At 53.9% G+C, this 15,975-nt stretch carries 19 protein-coding genes; 4 read left to right on the plus strand and 15 right to left on the minus strand.

The window, feature by feature from the left end:
• Positions 1-62 precede the first annotated feature (62 nt).
• Positions 63-758 (plus strand): YjjG family noncanonical pyrimidine nucleotidase, encoded by a 696-nt coding sequence (locus MUG09_RS12525; protein WP_244771770.1) that lies wholly within the window; start codon positions 63-65, stop codon positions 756-758.
• Here MUG09_RS12525 and MUG09_RS12530 read toward each other — a convergent pair.
• From MUG09_RS12530 to def, 8 genes are all read right to left on the minus strand, one after another.
• Positions 742-1,527: an FKBP-type peptidyl-prolyl cis-trans isomerase gene (locus MUG09_RS12530; protein ID WP_244771771.1), complete on the minus strand. Its 786-nt coding sequence runs from the start codon at positions 1,525-1,527 to the stop codon at positions 742-744. The genes MUG09_RS12525 and MUG09_RS12530 overlap by 17 nt on opposite strands.
• 163 nt (positions 1,528-1,690) lie before the next feature.
• Positions 1,691-2,215 (minus strand): FumA C-terminus/TtdB family hydratase beta subunit, encoded by a 525-nt coding sequence (locus MUG09_RS12535; protein ID WP_244771772.1) that lies wholly within the window; start codon positions 2,213-2,215, stop codon positions 1,691-1,693.
• Positions 2,208-3,053 carry a fumarate hydratase gene (locus MUG09_RS12540; RefSeq protein WP_244771773.1) on the minus strand — a complete coding sequence of 282 codons (846 nt, stop codon included), beginning with the start codon at positions 3,051-3,053 and terminating at the stop codon, positions 2,208-2,210. The genes MUG09_RS12535 and MUG09_RS12540 overlap by 8 nt, the downstream gene beginning before the upstream one ends.
• Positions 3,040-3,552 (minus strand): VanZ family protein, encoded by a 513-nt coding sequence (locus tag MUG09_RS12545; RefSeq protein WP_244771774.1) that lies wholly within the window; start codon positions 3,550-3,552, stop codon positions 3,040-3,042. Before MUG09_RS12545 ends, MUG09_RS12540 begins: the two co-directional genes overlap by 14 nt.
• On the minus strand, positions 3,549-4,544 hold the full coding sequence (gene mnmL / locus MUG09_RS12550; protein ID WP_244771775.1) for a tRNA modification radical SAM protein MnmL/YtqA: 996 nt from the start codon (positions 4,542-4,544) through the stop codon (positions 3,549-3,551). Before mnmL ends, MUG09_RS12545 begins: the two co-directional genes overlap by 4 nt.
• Complete coding sequence (locus MUG09_RS12555) at positions 4,544-6,757, minus strand: patatin-like phospholipase family protein (RefSeq protein WP_244771776.1); 2,214 nt, start codon at positions 6,755-6,757, stop codon at positions 4,544-4,546. Before MUG09_RS12555 ends, mnmL begins: the two co-directional genes overlap by 1 nt.
• A 4-nt stretch (positions 6,758-6,761) precedes the next feature.
• Complete coding sequence (gene fmt / locus MUG09_RS12560; protein ID WP_244771777.1) at positions 6,762-7,706, minus strand: methionyl-tRNA formyltransferase; 945 nt, start codon at positions 7,704-7,706, stop codon at positions 6,762-6,764.
• A 2-nt stretch (positions 7,707-7,708) separates the two neighbouring features.
• Positions 7,709-8,212, minus strand: coding sequence for a peptide deformylase (def, locus tag MUG09_RS12565; protein ID WP_244771778.1), 504 nt, complete (start codon positions 8,210-8,212; stop codon positions 7,709-7,711).
• A 189-nt stretch (positions 8,213-8,401) separates the two neighbouring features.
• Between def and MUG09_RS12570 the strand changes: the two genes are divergently transcribed.
• On the plus strand, positions 8,402-8,539 hold the full coding sequence (locus MUG09_RS12570; RefSeq protein WP_244771779.1) for a hypothetical protein: 138 nt from the start codon (positions 8,402-8,404) through the stop codon (positions 8,537-8,539).
• A 6-nt stretch (positions 8,540-8,545) separates the two neighbouring features.
• Positions 8,546-8,854 (plus strand): hypothetical protein, encoded by a 309-nt coding sequence (locus tag MUG09_RS12575; RefSeq protein ID WP_244771780.1) that lies wholly within the window; start codon positions 8,546-8,548, stop codon positions 8,852-8,854.
• A gap of 3 nt (positions 8,855-8,857) precedes the next feature.
• Here MUG09_RS12575 and priA read toward each other — a convergent pair whose 3' ends face one another.
• From priA to glpK, 7 genes are read right to left on the minus strand one after another with little or no spacing between them, the layout of a single operon-like run.
• The gene (gene priA / locus MUG09_RS12580) at positions 8,858-10,822 is read right to left on the minus strand and encodes a replication restart helicase PriA (protein WP_244771781.1); all 1,965 of its coding nucleotides are present in this window, start codon (positions 10,820-10,822) and stop codon (positions 8,858-8,860) included.
• Positions 10,822-11,571, minus strand: a complete 750-nt coding sequence (locus MUG09_RS12585) for a uracil-DNA glycosylase (protein WP_244771782.1) — start codon at positions 11,569-11,571, stop codon at positions 10,822-10,824. The genes priA and MUG09_RS12585 overlap by 1 nt, the downstream gene beginning before the upstream one ends.
• Positions 11,564-12,409, minus strand: a complete 846-nt coding sequence (gene truA, locus MUG09_RS12590; RefSeq protein ID WP_244771783.1) for a tRNA pseudouridine(38-40) synthase TruA — start codon at positions 12,407-12,409, stop codon at positions 11,564-11,566. The genes MUG09_RS12585 and truA overlap by 8 nt, the downstream gene beginning before the upstream one ends.
• Entirely contained in the window at positions 12,396-12,773 is a 378-nt protein-coding gene (gene acpS / locus MUG09_RS12595) for a holo-ACP synthase (RefSeq protein WP_244771784.1), read from the minus strand. The genes truA and acpS overlap by 14 nt, the downstream gene beginning before the upstream one ends.
• The gene (locus MUG09_RS12600; RefSeq protein ID WP_244771785.1) at positions 12,773-13,180 is read right to left on the minus strand and encodes a CdaR family protein; all 408 of its coding nucleotides are present in this window, start codon (positions 13,178-13,180) and stop codon (positions 12,773-12,775) included. Before MUG09_RS12600 ends, acpS begins: the two co-directional genes overlap by 1 nt.
• Positions 13,164-13,985 (minus strand): diadenylate cyclase CdaA, encoded by an 822-nt coding sequence (cdaA, locus tag MUG09_RS12605; RefSeq protein WP_244771786.1) that lies wholly within the window; start codon positions 13,983-13,985, stop codon positions 13,164-13,166. Before cdaA ends, MUG09_RS12600 begins: the two co-directional genes overlap by 17 nt.
• A gap of 9 nt (positions 13,986-13,994) precedes the next feature.
• The gene (glpK, locus tag MUG09_RS12610) at positions 13,995-15,509 is read right to left on the minus strand and encodes a glycerol kinase GlpK (RefSeq protein ID WP_244771787.1); all 1,515 of its coding nucleotides are present in this window, start codon (positions 15,507-15,509) and stop codon (positions 13,995-13,997) included.
• Positions 15,510-15,629: 120 nt separating this feature from the next.
• On the opposite strand from glpK, the gene MUG09_RS12615 reads away from it, so the two are divergent.
• Positions 15,630-15,974, plus strand: coding sequence for a DRTGG domain-containing protein (locus MUG09_RS12615; RefSeq protein ID WP_244771788.1), 345 nt, complete (start codon positions 15,630-15,632; stop codon positions 15,972-15,974).
• The last annotated feature ends 1 nt before the right edge of the window (position 15,975 follow it).

A 15,975-nucleotide genomic window follows, 5' to 3' on the forward strand; every position in this document is an offset into this window, starting at 1 on the left:
ACCACCGGAGGGTTTTTCTTTATGGTACAGACAAGCACAACCTAAGTAAAGGATGACAGAGCATGTACCGCTATCTTTTCTTTGACGCAGATGGAACCTTGTTCGACTTCGAACAGGCTGAGTACCAGGCTTTCGCCCTGATGGCACAAGAGATGGGCCTTCCCATCGAAGGCGAACACTTTTTGCAGTACAAAGCCTGCAATGCATCCTGCTGGAAGGAGTTTGAAAGGGGAACGCTGACACTGGATTCGCTGAAGACCAAGCGGTTTGAACGTTTCAGTGCAGAGACCAACCTCCCTTTGGATCCAGTTTTTGCTTCCCAAAGCTACCAACATCACCTTGCAGCACAGGGCATATTGTTCGACCACAGCCTGCCCGTACTCTCAACTCTCGTTTCACGGGGCTACACCCTCTTCATCGCAACCAACGGCATCGCCGATGTGCAGTGGGGCCGGTTCAAGAAAAGCGGCATCACACACTTCTTTCAGGATATTTTCATCAGCGAGGAGCTTGGCTGCCAGAAACCCGATACCCGGTACTTCACAGCAATGCTGGAACGCTCACAACTGAAGGAAAAGAAACAGCACTGCCTGATGATCGGAGACAGCCCGGCAAGCGACATACAAGGGGCGGTGGACAGCGGCATCGATTCACTGTGGTACAATCCCCACAACCAGGCACTACCTTCACCGCTGAAGGCAACATACACGGTGCATCGGCTTGAGGAGATACTGAACTTGCTTACAAAGCCTGTTTAATCGCCTTAAGTTCGACTTCCACAATCAAAAGGGTGTTGGGTTCAATGGTTTGCGTCCCGTCCTTCCCATAGGCAAGGTCTGGATGAATCCAGAAACGATATTTGGAGCCGACGTTCATGAGCTTCACCCCTTCGATGAATCCCGGTACCATGATCGCCTTCAACTGGAATGTTGAACTCTGAGAACGTTCATAGCTGCTGTCGATTATCCTGCCATTGGAAAGCATGATCTGGTAATCGACTTCGACAATGCTCTCCTCGGTGGGCATATCACCCTGCCCTTCAGCCAATACCTCATATTGCAGACCTGACTCCGTGGAATTGACTTTCTCTCGAGTGGCGTTGTTTGCAAGGAAATCCTCGGCGGTTTTCAGATTCTTTTCGGCAAGGACTTCAAGCTCCTGCTGGGCTATCTGAAGCATGTTGGTCTGCACTTCATACAGGATTTGGCTCATCTCCTCCTGGGAGAAGAACCCTTTCTGCTTTGCTGAATCCAAGGCACCCTTGGCGAAATACGAAGCATCCAGATTGCCAAAGCCCTGCTGTTGCAGTGTTGCATAGAGCATATACCCGTAGGTGTAGCTGAAGCGGTCATCCAAATCGACAGGCTTGATCAGGTCATTGATGAGATCAGTCTCTCGTATGATCGGTTTCTGAGTTGCAGCGGGTACACTCGGCGGTGCAACCTGGGGAACATCCTCTTTGGAACAACCGATAAGCAGGAGCATCAAGAGATAGGGTGCGAGGCGCACGGCCATATAATTCTTCACGGTTTGTCCTTCCGTTTTACATGATTTACCCCCCACCTTTCCATAAGGAAAGAAAAAGGCTCTTCAGTCACCCCAAGATGAAGAGGCTTGCAAGGGAGGCTTGCATACAGGAAACTGTACCCCACCTCCAACGAAACGTCCAGTAAAAAGAATGTAAACTAGACTAATAAGCGAAAACACTCCCCTGTTGGCTATCAATGGCCACGATGGCGGGGAATTTTTCAACCTCCAGAAGTAAAAGAGCTTCCGGCCCGAGGTGTTCGAATGCGATTATTCGGGCGGACTTCACCGTAGAGGCATAAAGTGCCCCACATCCACCGAAGGCCTGAAGGTATACAGCCTTGTTTCGCCTGATGGCATCAACCACACTCTGGCTGCGCGGTCCTTTTCCGATCATGACTTTCAAGCCATGATCAAGCAACAGTGGCGAGAAAGGGTCCATTCTCGCGCTGGTGGTTGGTCCGCAGGAACCGATCACCTTCCCTTCGGGAGCAGGCGAAGGACCCATATAATAGATGGCCTCTCCTTCAAGTGAAAACGGGAGGTCCTCATTGCGCTGAATGCATTCAAAGAGCAGACTGTGAACCTGGTCACGTCCCACATAGAGTTTTCCGGTTAAAAGGACCTGATCATATGCCTTCAGGCTGGCAATGTCTCCCTCGGAGAGCGGAAGCTGCAGTTCACGCATCCTCTCCCTCCTTCCATTCTACGACAGCCTTTCGGTCGGCCCAACAGTTGATCGATACGGCAAGAGGAAGACCTGCTATGTGGGTGCTCTCCTCTTCAATGGCGACATGCAAGGCCGTGATGGATCCCCCGAGCCCGCCGCTGCCGATGCCCAGGCTCTGGATTGCGGCGAGTATGTCCTGTTCCAACTTAGCATACCGCGGATCACTGTGAGAGAGACGAACGTCACGAAGCAGGGCGCGTTTGCTCAGGTATGCCGCCCTATCCATCGTGCCTCCCAACCCCACTCCGACAAAAATCGGCGGGCAGGGTTTACCTCCGGCCGTCTTGACTATCTGCTTGACTGCCTCCACTACCGCTTCTTTGCCGCCGGTGGGATTGAGCATCCTTACCGAGCTGCAGTTCTCACTGCCGAAGCCCTTGAGGAGAATCCGGATCTGAAGACCGTTGCCGTCGACACTGTTCCACCAGATGACCGGCGGCAGATTGGTTTGCGTGTTGATTCGGTCGAAAACCGGCTCCTTAACAATCGAGCGACGGAAATACGCCTGCTCCACCGCCATACTGCAGCCTTCCATAATGGATGCTTCAATCTCTCTGAGAGAGAGGGGACAGCTTCGCCCCACATCTGCAAAGACCAACAACAGCCCGGTATCCTGACACATCGGCAACCCGGTTTCCTTTGCAAGCGCAAGGTTTTTCAGAATTGCCTGCAGCACAGCCTTGGGCGCCTCGAACTGTTCCCTCTCAAATGCCGTTTGGATGGCAGCGAGCACATCCTCATCCAGTTCCACCACAGCATGCTTGAGAGCGTCTCGTATGCGTTCAGCGAGTTTCATCCATCTCATCCTTCCAATTCGGATCATAAAGCCACGGGCGGTCGGTAAAATAGGATCCGACCAGCTTGAGAAACAGGAGGACCACCGCAACACCGACCACCAGACCCATGAAATCGGCGGCCAGGTCGAGCCACTCACGTGTCCTTCCAAACCGTGGTTGCAGCAACTCCACCACTCCGCCGAGAATCAGGCCTGTCACCAAGGTGTACATGATCGACCGCCCCGCCCAACTGGTGATATGCAAGGTTGAGTGAACCTTTGTCCGGGACTTGCGTTGCTTGCCTGAGCCTGGTATCTGCAGTGTCGCCAAAAAGAAGGAGAACCCAAAGGCTGCATAAGCCGCCATATGGTCGCCCTTATCGGCAAACGGTATCCAAGAGATGTTTGGATAGGTCTCCTTGGGCATGAAGGAAAACACCATGATGAGGCTGACCACTAAAAGCGTGAGTACAATACCTGTTATTCGGACTATCCTTTGCAATGGAATCCTTCCACTCATACCAAATCCCCTTGTACCCAGCCATGTGTTTGCATACTACGCGTTACCTGTTCAAGAAACTGGTGCTTATCAGGAAACGACCGAGGAGAAACACGTCTATGACTAGGAGTTTCGCACATCATCCGCTCGATGACAACCGAGCCCTCCAGATGCCGGAGAAAGAAAATACAATCACTGACATGACGTTTCAGTGAAGCAGTACACACCTCTCCCTGCCGATGCCAAGCATCCAAGCGCGTCCCCGTACAGACATGCAGGTTATGGATTTTCACTGCATCACTGTGCACCCGATTAACCAACCTTGCCGTTGCAAGATAGTCATCACGTCCTTCATACGGGAGTCCAAGCATCACATGAGTACAAACACCGATACTGCGCAAATGTAACGCTTCTACTGCACGAATATAACATTCTGTGTCATGATTTCGCCCCAAAAGGTCCAGACTGCACTGGTTTGCACTCTCCAGACCAATCTCAACCCAGACCTTTTCCACTTGGTCGGTGTACGATGCCAACAGCTCAACAACCTGCTCGGACAAACAGTCGGGACGGGTGGAGACGATGAACTCCACGAATGGGCCGCAGGTCAAAGCGGCATCGAACAACGCCTTTAGGTTCTCGATGCTGTCGTAGGTATTGGTATAGGACTGAAAGTAAAGGCTGAATCGCTGGGCTTTATATCGTCGCTTTACAAAAGCCTTACCCCGCTCGATCTGGGATTGAATGAGACCGATCCGCTCTCCAAGCGATTTGGTTGCAACATTGCTCGCACAGGCAACGTCATCGCCGGTAAAACCCAATCTGCTCAAGGCGTGTTCTTCGGTGCGATGATAGACAGCCGAGCTCCCTCTTCCATCGCAAAAGGCACAGCCGCCTGTTCCATCACTATGGCGGTTCGGACACGAAAAGAGTGCATCAACCCCAATTCGATAGACACGACTTCCATACACACTGCCAAGGTGTCGTGCATAGCTTTGATACGGGAGCTCCATCAATACACTCCGACAGCGATGGTAACAAAACCCCCCAGACTGGCTCCGAAACTGAGCAGAACCTCCCCAAGGGGTGCCACCAGGCCCAGAACAACACCCAATCCCATATCCCAGACCATAGTGGAGAAGTAGCTGTCATCGGCAGGAGGAATGGCTGTATAAGGGTCGTAGGAGTCAAAGAAGCCGGTGCGCAAAATGACCTTGCAATAGGTGGGGTATCCAAGAACTTCGCTCAGGCGATGCTGCCAACTCAGTCCTGCATAGAGTGCATCACGTTTGAGTGACAGGGGGCTGTACCCGGGAATTCCTTCGACGATTCCCAGATCGGCGTAACTGTCAAGCAGGGGGAACGGCCTGCGGATCAGGGAGAGATGCAGGTCATACCCAAGGCTGTCCAGGTAGGAGAGGGCAAACCTCTGGTTCCATCCAAAGCGCATGCTGCTCAGCATTTGACCTAAATACCCGATGGAAAGAAGCGCATCCAACCTGATTCCGCTGGGAGTAAAACGGCTTCGCAGGCTGTTGTACAGCAAGCTTGCCTCCAATTCGGGAAAAGCGAGGAATGCATCGGGGAACTGGTTGTCGTGCAGTGAGACAAGGTGGTAGGACCCGACAAGTGAAGCCAGGCCGTATTCATTGAAACGGAGGTCCAGACAAAGATCGGCGTGGAAAGCCCGATCCAAAGGGGCTGTTCTGGCCGCGTTCACCACCGTACTCTTGGTGCTCAAGCTACCGCTGCCGTAGAACAGACCGAGTTTTACATCGACCTGCCCCCAGCTGGTAAACGCAAACGGATAACTCAGGGCTATCTGCATGCTGGTCTTCTGGCCCAAGGTTGCATTGAGCAATAAGGAAAGCTCGCTATTCCAAAAGTCGTTGAGATATGCGTCAAGGAACACATCCGCTCTGTACCAAGCCAGCGAGGAGGGCAAGGCGTTGGAAAAGCCTGCGTCGCTTTGCAGGCCGAGACTTATGTTGCGATTGCGCTTCTCAAAACCACGACCTGATATCAACAGCGTACCATCAAGGGCCATTTCGTACGAGAGGCTTGCAAGCCCATTGGCCTTTCGGATTTCCCGAAGCTTCAGGTTGAGCTCTTCGGCGGTCTGCTTGTTGAGCTTCCGTCCCAAAAAGGAAGCAAACTGACTCGTATGCGGCATACGATGGTCTTTATTGAGTGAAATATCCTGGATGGCAATCTGCAGGATGGTAGGGACCGAGAGCAAATCATACGCACCATCGCGGTTGCTGTCCAAAACAGACAAGGTACGGGTTTCCCCTAATCGCCGGGCCAAAGCTGAAAGCTCATCCTGTTTCTCCTGCACAGCCAGCCTGCCTCGCTCGATGATCAGGTCGGTGTTGGTGAAGTCCAGTGCATTGATGTCTCTCAGGTCGGGGAAGATCAGTAGGTCCGCCAGTTGATGCTGCACCGCAGCCTTCTCCTGGGTGACCAAGATAACCGTCTGCATCGCCATCGCCGATAGGCTCTCCAGCTGCTCGTAGGTTTGCAGCTGCATGGCGTTCACGTCGCTGGCGATGACGATATCGGCACCCAACGAGCGGGCCAGGGCGATGGGGAGGTTGTCCACCACTCCTCCGTCAACCACCAATCGGTCGTCCTCATACGGATAGGGGGAGAACACCAAGGGAATGGAAATACTGCTTCGGATGGCACTGACAAGGGAACCCGACTCGTGTACGATGCGCTCTCCGGTCACCGCATCGGCGGATACACAACGGAATGGAATCGGCAAATCGTCGAAATCGATGGTGTTGGGGTACTTGGAAAAAAGATAGCCCAGCAGCTCAAGTATCTTCTGGTCGCCGATCAGGGAGGGGGCGTCACCGAAGGCTGAGTCACTGAATCCAAGGGAGAAGACATGGTCATGCATATAGGAGAACGCAGTGTCCTGAACACGAACTGAATCAAGTGCGGGTTCGGAGAACAGCCCAACCATATCGGTTTCATCGAGAAGCCTCAGGATATCCTTGGGAGAGTACCCGCTGCTGTACAGCCCCCCAACAAGCGAACCCATGCTGGTTCCCAGCACCATGTCGATGGGGATCCCCTCTTCTTCAAGCGCCTGCAGCACGGCTATGTGTGCAAGCCCGCGTGCACCACCGCCGCTGAGGACGAGGGCGACTTTCGGTCTGGAAGCGCTGAGAGGAATACATGCAAGCACCAAAAGTACCAACAACAGTGCTCTCTTCATGATCTCACCCAAGCCTTGCACCAAGAAAACCTTGGTTGCCGTTTAAAAAGGAAGTCCAGTCCATCTCCTTGCGTTTCTCCAGCTGCAACGAAGTGACCCAAAGCAGCCCGTCGCCGGTTGCAATGGCGATACCCTTTCCTTTTTGCTTGCGTACCACCGTTCCTACCGGAACACCGGCTTCCACCTTCTCCTCTCCCGCCTCATGCACCGTGCCGTACACGCCGGTAAGCAACAGATTCTGGTTGTTGTACAGCGTACGTGCCTTCGGCCACGGGTAGAGGGCGCGAATCCGGGCATGGATCTCTTTCGCACTTAGGCTGAAATCTACAAGCGCCATTTCTGCACTGATCAAGGTAGTATAAGTAGCCTCCCCTGATTGACGGACAAACACTGCGTTCCCCGTCTGTAAGGAAGATATGGCCCGGACAGCCAGATCGGCAGCCTTCAGGCTGACATAGGAGGAAAGGCTTTCCGAAGTCTCATCGCCCTGTAACGGGAAAGATTCACACGCAAGCAAATCCCCCGAGTCCATCTCGGAAGCAATACGCTGGATGCTGATTCCGCTCTCTGTCAGTTGATTGAGAATAGCCCCCTGGATGGGACTCGGCCCTCGCAGAACGGGAAGCATCGAAGGATGAATATTCAACTTCTCCCCGGCAAAAAGGGAGAGGAATTTTGGTCCGAACATTCGTCCGTAGGCAAAGCAGACGAGCGTATCGCAGCCGGTCTCTGAAACAGCCATCCGGGCTTCCGCACCCAGACGGTCGAACTGCAGGACATCGAGGCCGAGCTCGATCGCCTCTCGCTTCACTGCAGACGGAACAAGGGCCTTGCCCCTCGCACCCGGTTTGTCGGTATTGGTTAACACTGCACCGATCTCAAAGTGCTCTGACAAGGCCCTCAGGGTGGGGACTGCAATCTCTGGAGTTCCTGCGAAGAGGATTCTCACCGTCAGCGTCTCCTTTTTGCCGTCTTGGCCCGCTTTTCGTAAGCCTTCACCATTTTCTGCCGTTCCTCGTCATCGAGACGGTCGATGAAGAGCACACCATTGAGGTGATCATACTCGTGTTGAATGGCACGGGCGAGCAAACCTTCAGCTTTTACCGTGAAAACCTTGCCCTCGGTGTCCTGAGCCTGAACGGTCACCCTGGCGGGACGCTGTACATCGTGCCAGACTCCGGGTATGGAGAGGCAGCCCTCTTCAGAAGTATCAGTCTCGATCGAGGTTTCGATTATTTGAGGATTGATATACGCACGCTTCTCCGAGCCCTGGATGTGAATTACAAACAACCGGCTGTTCACACCGACCTGCGGGGCTGCAAGGCCGACGCCGTCGGCTTCCGACATGGTGTCGAACATCGCATCCACCAGGATTCTCAGCGCGTTATCAAATTTGGTTACAGGTTGGCACTTCTGAGTAAGTACCTCATCTCCAAGTGTATAAATATCTAACATAGTAGCTCAACTATACCAACACAAAACACTATGGTCAACGCAAGCCCAGTGAGTACACCCAGAGGACAAAGCGGGTTGTTCTCTTGGCAATATATCTATACAGATTTATAATTGTGTACAGTAAAATGCATTTGAATCCCCCTCGATCTTTTTCAGTTCAGCCACCCGTAGGACCAGAAGGAGGCACCTATGCGCACCATGTTCATTGCTCTTCTTTGCCTTGTTCTTCTTAGCTTCGTTTCCTGCGACCAGGATGGAGGATTCGTCCCCAACCCAAATCAAGAGAGAATTCAGCTGCTGCTCGATGAACTGTACCTTGCCGACTAGGAGGTGATGCAGTACAAAGCTGCCAATGCTGGGGCACTCCCTGCAGGGTATACGGAAGCCGCCGGCACCTGGACGTATACCAGCTATACAAACGCCAATGGCACCCTCATCGACGGAACCGACAACCTGTCAGCCCCTCCTCCACCCCAATACGGACAGACGGACATGGACTTCAGCGGTGGTGAAGTAGGCACACTCACCCGGCTTCGCCTGAACATGACCATACCGGCGAGCGGATCGAGGACGGTTACTTTCTGGCATCTCGATGATACTGATGTCATGGCGGACGCACAGACGCTTTTTGAACACCAATAGAAGCTAGAGCAGCTGCAGCGGATCGATATCCACTTCCAAGTACACCGCCGAGGGGGGGGTATAGGAAGCAAGGGCTGTCGCCACCAAATGGTGTGCCGAAGAGCCGTCCTTCGCTGAGACCAGGATATGGAACCGGTAGTTGGAGGCGATCATCTCAAGCGGGCACTCTCCCGAGGTAAGCACCTCGGCCGGAATATAAGCCGATGCAGCATTGAGCAGCTCTTCCAACTTGTGAGTCTCTGCCTCCACCTTCTTCTGGTTTCGGCCTCTGAGCACCAGGTTGATGAGCCTGCTGTACGGTGGGAATGCAGTATCGCGTCGTACCACCAGTTCCTCATGATAAAACCCTTCAACATCGCCGGCGAGAGCGTATTGGATCGCAGGATTGTCAGGATGGAAGGTTTGGATGATAACCTTTCCTTGGTCGTTGTACCGTCCCGCCCTTCCGGAGACCTGGACCAGCAGGCTGAACGTCCGTTCCTGACTTCGGAAGTCGGGAATGTTCATACCGCTGTCGGCGAGTACGATGCCGACAAGTTCGACTTTGGGGAAGTTGAGACCCTTGGCTACCATTTGGGTTCCGAGCAGGATATCGATCGAGCCTTGGCGGAACTCGGAAAGTGTCTTCTGCACATGGCCTTTTTCCTTGGCGCTGTCGGTATCCAGGCGCTCTACCCGGGCCTTGGGGAAGAGCGTACGAATCTCCTGTTCAACCATCTCGGTACCGAAGCCGCTGTAGGTTACATCGACGCTGCGGCACTCGGGACAGACCCGCATCGGTGAAGTACGGTAGCCGCAATAGTGGCATACCATCTGCTCGCTCTTCTTGTGATAGGTCAGGGCCACCGAGCAGTGGGGGCAGTGAAGTTCATAGCCGCAGCTGTTGCAGTGGAAAAAGTAGGAAAACCCCCTGCGATTGAGGAACAGGATCACCTGCTTTTTCTTGTCCAGTGTCGCCTTGATGCCCTGCTTCAACGCAGCGCTGACCAAGGATTTCTCAAGGGCGAGGTTCACCACCTCGACGGCGGGCATGCTTCCACCGGCCACCCGCTTGGTCAGGTGCAGGGCACCTACCTGAGTGCCGTCCTGCATGAGGCTGTAGGCCTCGAGGGATGGGGTTGCGCTTCCCATGACCAACGTCGCCCCTTCCTGCTGACAACGCCGCTGGGCGACCTGCCTGGCATGGTAGCGGGGGGTGTTCCCGCTCTTGTAGCTGTTCTCATGCTCCTCGTCGAGGATGATCAGACCAAGATTTTCAAACGGGGCGAAGACAGCACTGCGGGCCCCGATGGCAAGGCTCACTTCACCGGCTATGATGCGCTTCCACTCCTTCAGCCGTTGACTGGGAGTAAGGGCGGAGTGAAGTATCGCCACCTTGTTGACAAACCGGGAGGAAACTTGTTGGGCCAACTGATGAGTCAACGTTATTTCGGGAACCAGATATATAACCGCTTTCCCTTGTGCTATCACAGCTTCGGCACAGCGCAGGAAGACTTCGCTCTTGCCGCTGCCGGTCACTCCGTAGAGATAGTACATCGGCTTTTCGCTTCGTAGAATCGTCTGGACGGCCGCATCCTGCTCATCACTGAGCTGCTCGATACGTGCAAAGCTGAGGTCCTCCTCCACTTCAAGGGCCGGGAGACCCAACTCCCTTCGTCCTCCGGGGATCATCATGCTCAACGCCTCGCCGAGCGAGCAGAGGTAGTACCGGCTCATCCATGCAGCCAGATCGATGGTCTGCCTGCCGTACAGAGGCGATGCATCGATGACGCGCTTGATCGGCTTGAGCTCGTACGTAGCACTGAAGGCATCCAGAAGCTCAATGACATAGCCGGTCATCTCTCGCTTTCCAAAAGGGACGACCACTCGATGGCCTACTTCGACCTTCTTTGCCATCTCTGGGTCAATGGTATACGTAAACGACTGTTTGAGAGGCAAATCCAGTGCCACTTGGGCAAACAAGGCCATTATGACCTCCTTGGCAGCTGAATATCCAAATAGGCCGCGACTTTCTTCAAATCATCCCATACCGGTCGTTTCAGCTCCATATTGCGCAGCACCGCAGCCGGGTGATAGGTAACCACCACGGGAGTGCCTTCATAGCGAAGGAACCGGCCGCGGAGCTTTCCAACCCCGTCAGGCACACCAAGCAGGGAGCGTGCGGCGACACTACCGACCAGAAGGATGATCTGCGGCTTTACCAGCTGGATCTGCCGCTTCAAGTACGGAAGACACGCCGCCACCTCATCGACTTCGGGGTCACGATTCTCAGGTGGACGGCACTTGACGATATTGGCAATATACACAGCATTGTTGCGGTCGAGATGAATTGCGCCCAGCCAGCTGTCCAGATACTTTCCAGCCTTGCCGACAAACGGTTTGCCGCTTGCATCCTCTTCGAACCCAGGCCCCTCGCCGATGACCATCAAGCGTGCAGGAACCGAGCCCTCGCCGAATACTACACGGCCCCTTCCTTCGCATAGACGACACTTGGTGCATCCTTCGGCCAACATCTGCAGCTGCCGCATATTGGTTCCTTGAATGGAATCCTTGTCGACAGGAAGAGGAAGCAAGGTATCCAGCAGCACAGAGAAATCCCGTTCTCCACTGCCCTGCACTTCTGCATTTCCAATCACCGCCTCTGCCTCATCACAGAGGTCTACAAAGCTCTGCAGTGCAGAGGCAAGGGCGTCTCGTTTCTTCAGGATGTCACTCATCGCCTTCCCCCTCGAACCACGCATACTCCGCCGGGTCATAGCTTATCCGGTACAAATACAGACCGCAGGCGCTGGCTGTGCGGCCGGCGCGGCTCCGATCCAAAGACGCAAGGATACCGGCAAACTCATCTGCACTCACCTGCTTGTGGGCGAACTCCATCATCGAGCCTACCAGTGAACGGACCATCTTATACAGAAAAGCATTGCCGCAGATGGTGTAGGTCAACAACTCGTTGCCGAAACGGTCGGTCTCCATCCTCCAATACGATTCATAGATATCCCGATACCGGGAAGGGCAGATATCCCCGCTTGCCGTAAAGGTGGTAAAGTCATGCGTCCCCTGCAACAGATGGGCATAGGAGTTCAACAATCCAAGGTCGGGGAACTGCTTTACCTTTGCAACCAGCTGCTCATCGAAGGCTGTCATATCGCATTCACGTTTGTAGTAGTAGCGATACATCCGCGCCATGGTGGTGAAGCGGGCATGAAAGGTCCCATCGACCTCGCTTGAGTCGAGGATTCTGATATCGGCGGGAAGCAGACGGTTGAGGGCGGGGGCGAACTTCTCTGCTTTCACCCTGGTATTGGCAATGTCCATATGGCAAACTTGCCCAAGCGCATGCACCCCGCTGTCGGTCCTGCCGCTGCCGACCACCAGCACATCCTCGTCGATCATCTCCTTGACCTTTTCCTCGATGATTTCGGCCACTGCCTTTGCATTGGATTGTTTTTGCCAGCCGCTGTAATGGCTGCCATGGTAGGAGACTGTCATACGGATTCTTCTCAGATTTGAGGCCAGCGGCTCCAAGTCCGGTCGTTTCCAATCAGAGCGAGCCATCGCCGCCTCCTTGGAGTACGACCATCGCCACGGCAACCGGTTGATCGTGGCTGATCGAGAGCATGGCGGTTCGAGTTCCCATCAATGCCTTCGCTCTCCCTGAAAAACAGAGTCTTGGGCTGCCGTCAGCTTGTTTCTCCACCCAAATTTCCTGCAGGCTTATGCCTTTCAGCCCCGTACCCAAGGCCTTGCCCACGGCTTCCTTGGCCGCAAAGCGACCGGCAAGGAACTCACTTTGAACACCACCGGCCAAGGAGGAGGCTTCCTTGAGCTCCTGCGGGTGAAACAAACGCTGTTTTACTGCATCTGAGAGTTTACCGATCCGCTCTATATTCACTACGTCGACGCCGATACCTTCAATCATCAGGTTCCGCTCCCCGCTGTGAAGAGAATCCGATATTGGGTGGGACTTGCCTCCAAGGCAATTTCTGCACTATCAAAGAGTTGTTCATCAAAGACCAATATCACTGGAGCGGTGGCAATCCCCTCCTTGTTCACAGCAGAGAAGTCCACGCTCGCTTGGATGGAATTGGGGTTGATCAGGTAGATGATGTCCTCATTGCCTCGAATGGAAACCTCTACAGAGGAGGGCACCAGACTCTGCGCTTCATAGTTGGAAGGAAGGGTAACGCTCAAAGGGAGGGTTACCACCCTCGCCCCCAAGGTCGAATACTGGATGAAGGCGTATACCAACAGGGCGAACACCAAGGAGAGAACCTTGGCCGGCCAGTTATAGAGGAATGCCTGCAGGTGTTTATTCAGCTTCGTCACTGCCAGCCTCCTGCAACAGTTCTTCGGGAGTAATATCGTTGTAACTGAACAAGGCGAGCAACATCCGCTTGATCGTAGGCGTTTCCAAATCGTAGTAGAGGTTGGCGTTGTACGTCATACTGATGGCCCCGGTCTCCTCGCTGACGATGAGAACCACGGCATCAGACTCCTCGGCCAGTCCCAGTGCAGCCCGGTGACGGGTGCCGAAACTCTTCTTGATATCGGTCTGTTCGCTGAGCGGCAGATAACAGCCGGCTGCAACGATGCGCCCGCCTTGGATAACCATCGCACCATCGTGCAACGGAGTATCGTGGTCGAATACGGTGAGGATCAGACTGGTGGAGAGGTCGGCATTGAGCCTTGTTCCACTGTCAATGATGTTCTTGATGCCCAACCGGCGGGGAAATACGATCAGGGCACCCCTGCGTTTATTCACCAACACGTTGCAGGCATTGAGTATGGAGTCTATCTGGTCGGAGCTGGTAGTCTGTGTTCCTATCCGGAACAGTCGCGAGCGGCCGCTCCACAGCTGGGTGAACGACCGTCTCAATTCCGGCTGATATACAATGCAGATGAAAATGGTTGCAGGGACCGAGATATACCGGAAAAACCAGAGCAATACATCCAGTTTGAGGATGTAACTCACGGCAAAGGCGGCGAACAAGACCACGACAACCTTTACCAATTGTTGCGCCTTGGTCTGTGCTATCGTTACATAGAAACGATAGAACACCCATGCAAGCACTCCCACCTGTAGGGCGGGGCGAATGAATGAGAGCACACCTTGCATTGCATCCAGAACCATCAGGAACTCCTACTGTTCATCCTCTTGCGTACCGACCCAGTCAAGGGTGCGATTCACTGCTTTCTTCCAGAACCGAATTTTCTCACATCGAATCTCATCGGCCATCCTGGGTTCCCATCGGCGCTCTTCCTTCCAATAGGAAGCCAGCTCATCAAGATTCTTCCATACCCCCACCGACAAGCCTGCCGCATAGGCGGCACCCAAGGCGGTGGTTTCCACAACCAACGGACGGATGACAGGAATACCCAACAGGTCGGCTTGGAACTCCATCAGCGGCTTGCTGTTGGTAAGCCCTCCATCAACCTTCAGCGTAGTCATCTCAATGCCGCTGTCCTTTTCCATCCCCTTGAAAATATCATGGGCTTGGAAAGCAGTTGCTTCCAGAATGGCCCTGGCAAGGTGGGCACGGGTAACATAGCCGGTAAGACCGGCGATTACTCCTCGTGCATCAGATCTCCAGTATGGGGCAAAAAGCCCGCTGAAAGCAGGAACGATGTACACTCCGCCGCAGTCTGGCACAGAGGAGGCCAGTTTGTCCAGTTCCTGTGGATTCTCTACAATCTTCAGGTTGTCCCGAGCCCACTGGACCAGAGAGCCTGCCACCGCAATGGAACCTTCCAAGGCGTACATCGGAGGCTCGCTTCCCAGTTGGTAGGCGACGGTGGTCAACAGACCTTGGGCACTGGTAACCAGTTTTCGTCCGGTATTCACCAAGAGGAAACAGCCGGTGCCATAGGTGCTCTTGCCCAATCCTTCGGTGAAACAGGCCTGGCCGAACAGTGCTGCCTGCTGGTCTCCAAGGATTCCACAGACAGGCACTTCACTACGCAGCGGTCCGCTTGGGGTGGTTGTTGCATACACCATGCCTGAAGAGGGAACGATGGCGGGCAGGGCTTTCCTGGGAATGTTGAAGAGCTCAAGCAACTCGTCATCCCACTGGCAGCTTTCGATGTTCATCAAAAGGTAACGTGAAGCGTTGGTAACATCGGTGACCAAGGCCTTCCCCCCGGTCAGGTTCCACGTAAGCCAGGTGTCGATGGTGCCGAAGACCACTTCACCCTTCTCGGCCTCATCACGAAGGCCTTCCACATGATCCAAGAGCCAGGCAATTTTCGAGGCTGCGAAATACGGGCTGAAAAGCAGTCCGCTTTTTTGTTGGAGAAACGAAGCATCGACATGCTCTTTCAACTGCTCGATGAGCTCAGAGCCCCTGAGGTCCTGCCAGACGATTGCATTGTGCCAGACCTTGCCGGTTTTTGGATTCCAGGCAATGATTGTCTCTCTCTGGTTGGTGATGCCGATGCCCGCAATGTCACTGCCTTTGAGGTTGGCCGCCTTCAGAGCCTTGCTGATGCACTCCGAGCTGTTGTCCCAAATCTCCCAAGGATCGTGCTCGACCCAACCGGGCTGGGGATAAATCTGCTGGTGTTCCAGCTGATACGACGAGACGAGACTTCCTTTCTGGTCAAACACAATAAAACGGGTACTGGTCGTGCCCTGGTCCAAAGCTCCAACGTATTTCACGCAAATCCTCCTCTTTAGGCCAGTATAGCTTCTCACCTTTCTTTTTGAAAGGCAAAAAGAGTAAAACGACCCTGAGTTTTGCCTACCGTTACGGCCCTTGTCCATGGTATACTCTCACCTATGAAACTCAAAGATATTCTTGCATGTGTTGATGGGAAACTCGTCTGCGGAGAGTCCCATCTGGAAGATGAAGTGATGAGAGGCTTCGCCAGCGACCTCATGAGCGATGTCCTGACCATTTTGGAGGATGACATCATCCTCATCACCGGCTTGTCCAACAACCAAGCCATCAGAACGGCGGAGATGAGCGACATCAGCAATATTCTCTTGGTTCGCAACAAGAAGCCGAGCCAGAGCATGATTGATATGGCGAACGAGCTGAATATCTCCCTCTCCTACACCTCCTTCTCCCTCTTCAAGGCAAGCGGACTGCTCTATCAACAAGGATTAAAGCCGGTATATTAGG

The sequence above is a fragment of the Sphaerochaeta associata genome, from assembly GCF_022869165.1.
Taxonomy (GTDB): Bacteria; Spirochaetota; Spirochaetia; order Sphaerochaetales; family Sphaerochaetaceae; genus Sphaerochaeta; species Sphaerochaeta associata.

Excerpts from the sequence above, each read along its gene's own strand:
- MUG09_RS12525 (WP_244771770.1), top strand. The coding sequence starts at position 63 with ATGTACCGCTATCTTTTCTTTGACGCAGATGGAACCTTGTTCGACTTC.
- MUG09_RS12535 (WP_244771772.1), bottom strand. The coding sequence starts at position 2,215 with ATGCGTGAACTGCAGCTTCCGCTCTCCGAGGGAGACATTGCCAGCCTG.
- MUG09_RS12540 (WP_244771773.1), bottom strand. The coding sequence starts at position 3,053 with ATGAAACTCGCTGAACGCATACGAGACGCTCTCAAGCATGCTGTGGTG.
- MUG09_RS12545 (WP_244771774.1), bottom strand. The coding sequence starts at position 3,552 with ATGAGTGGAAGGATTCCATTGCAAAGGATAGTCCGAATAACAGGTATT.
- mnmL (WP_244771775.1), bottom strand. The coding sequence starts at position 4,544 with ATGGAGCTCCCGTATCAAAGCTATGCACGACACCTTGGCAGTGTGTAT.
- MUG09_RS12555 (WP_244771776.1), bottom strand. The coding sequence starts at position 6,757 with ATGAAGAGAGCACTGTTGTTGGTACTTTTGGTGCTTGCATGTATTCCT.
- def (WP_244771778.1), bottom strand. The coding sequence starts at position 8,212 with ATGTTAGATATTTATACACTTGGAGATGAGGTACTTACTCAGAAGTGC.
- MUG09_RS12570 (WP_244771779.1), top strand. The coding sequence starts at position 8,402 with ATGCGCACCATGTTCATTGCTCTTCTTTGCCTTGTTCTTCTTAGCTTC.
- MUG09_RS12575 (WP_244771780.1), top strand. The coding sequence starts at position 8,546 with ATGCAGTACAAAGCTGCCAATGCTGGGGCACTCCCTGCAGGGTATACG.
- priA (WP_244771781.1), bottom strand. The coding sequence starts at position 10,822 with ATGGCCTTGTTTGCCCAAGTGGCACTGGATTTGCCTCTCAAACAGTCG.
- MUG09_RS12585 (WP_244771782.1), bottom strand. The coding sequence starts at position 11,571 with ATGAGTGACATCCTGAAGAAACGAGACGCCCTTGCCTCTGCACTGCAG.
- truA (WP_244771783.1), bottom strand. The coding sequence starts at position 12,409 with ATGGCTCGCTCTGATTGGAAACGACCGGACTTGGAGCCGCTGGCCTCA.
- acpS (WP_244771784.1), bottom strand. The coding sequence starts at position 12,773 with ATGATTGAAGGTATCGGCGTCGACGTAGTGAATATAGAGCGGATCGGT.
- cdaA (WP_244771786.1), bottom strand. The coding sequence starts at position 13,985 with ATGGTTCTGGATGCAATGCAAGGTGTGCTCTCATTCATTCGCCCCGCC.
- MUG09_RS12615 (WP_244771788.1), top strand. The coding sequence starts at position 15,630 with ATGAAACTCAAAGATATTCTTGCATGTGTTGATGGGAAACTCGTCTGC.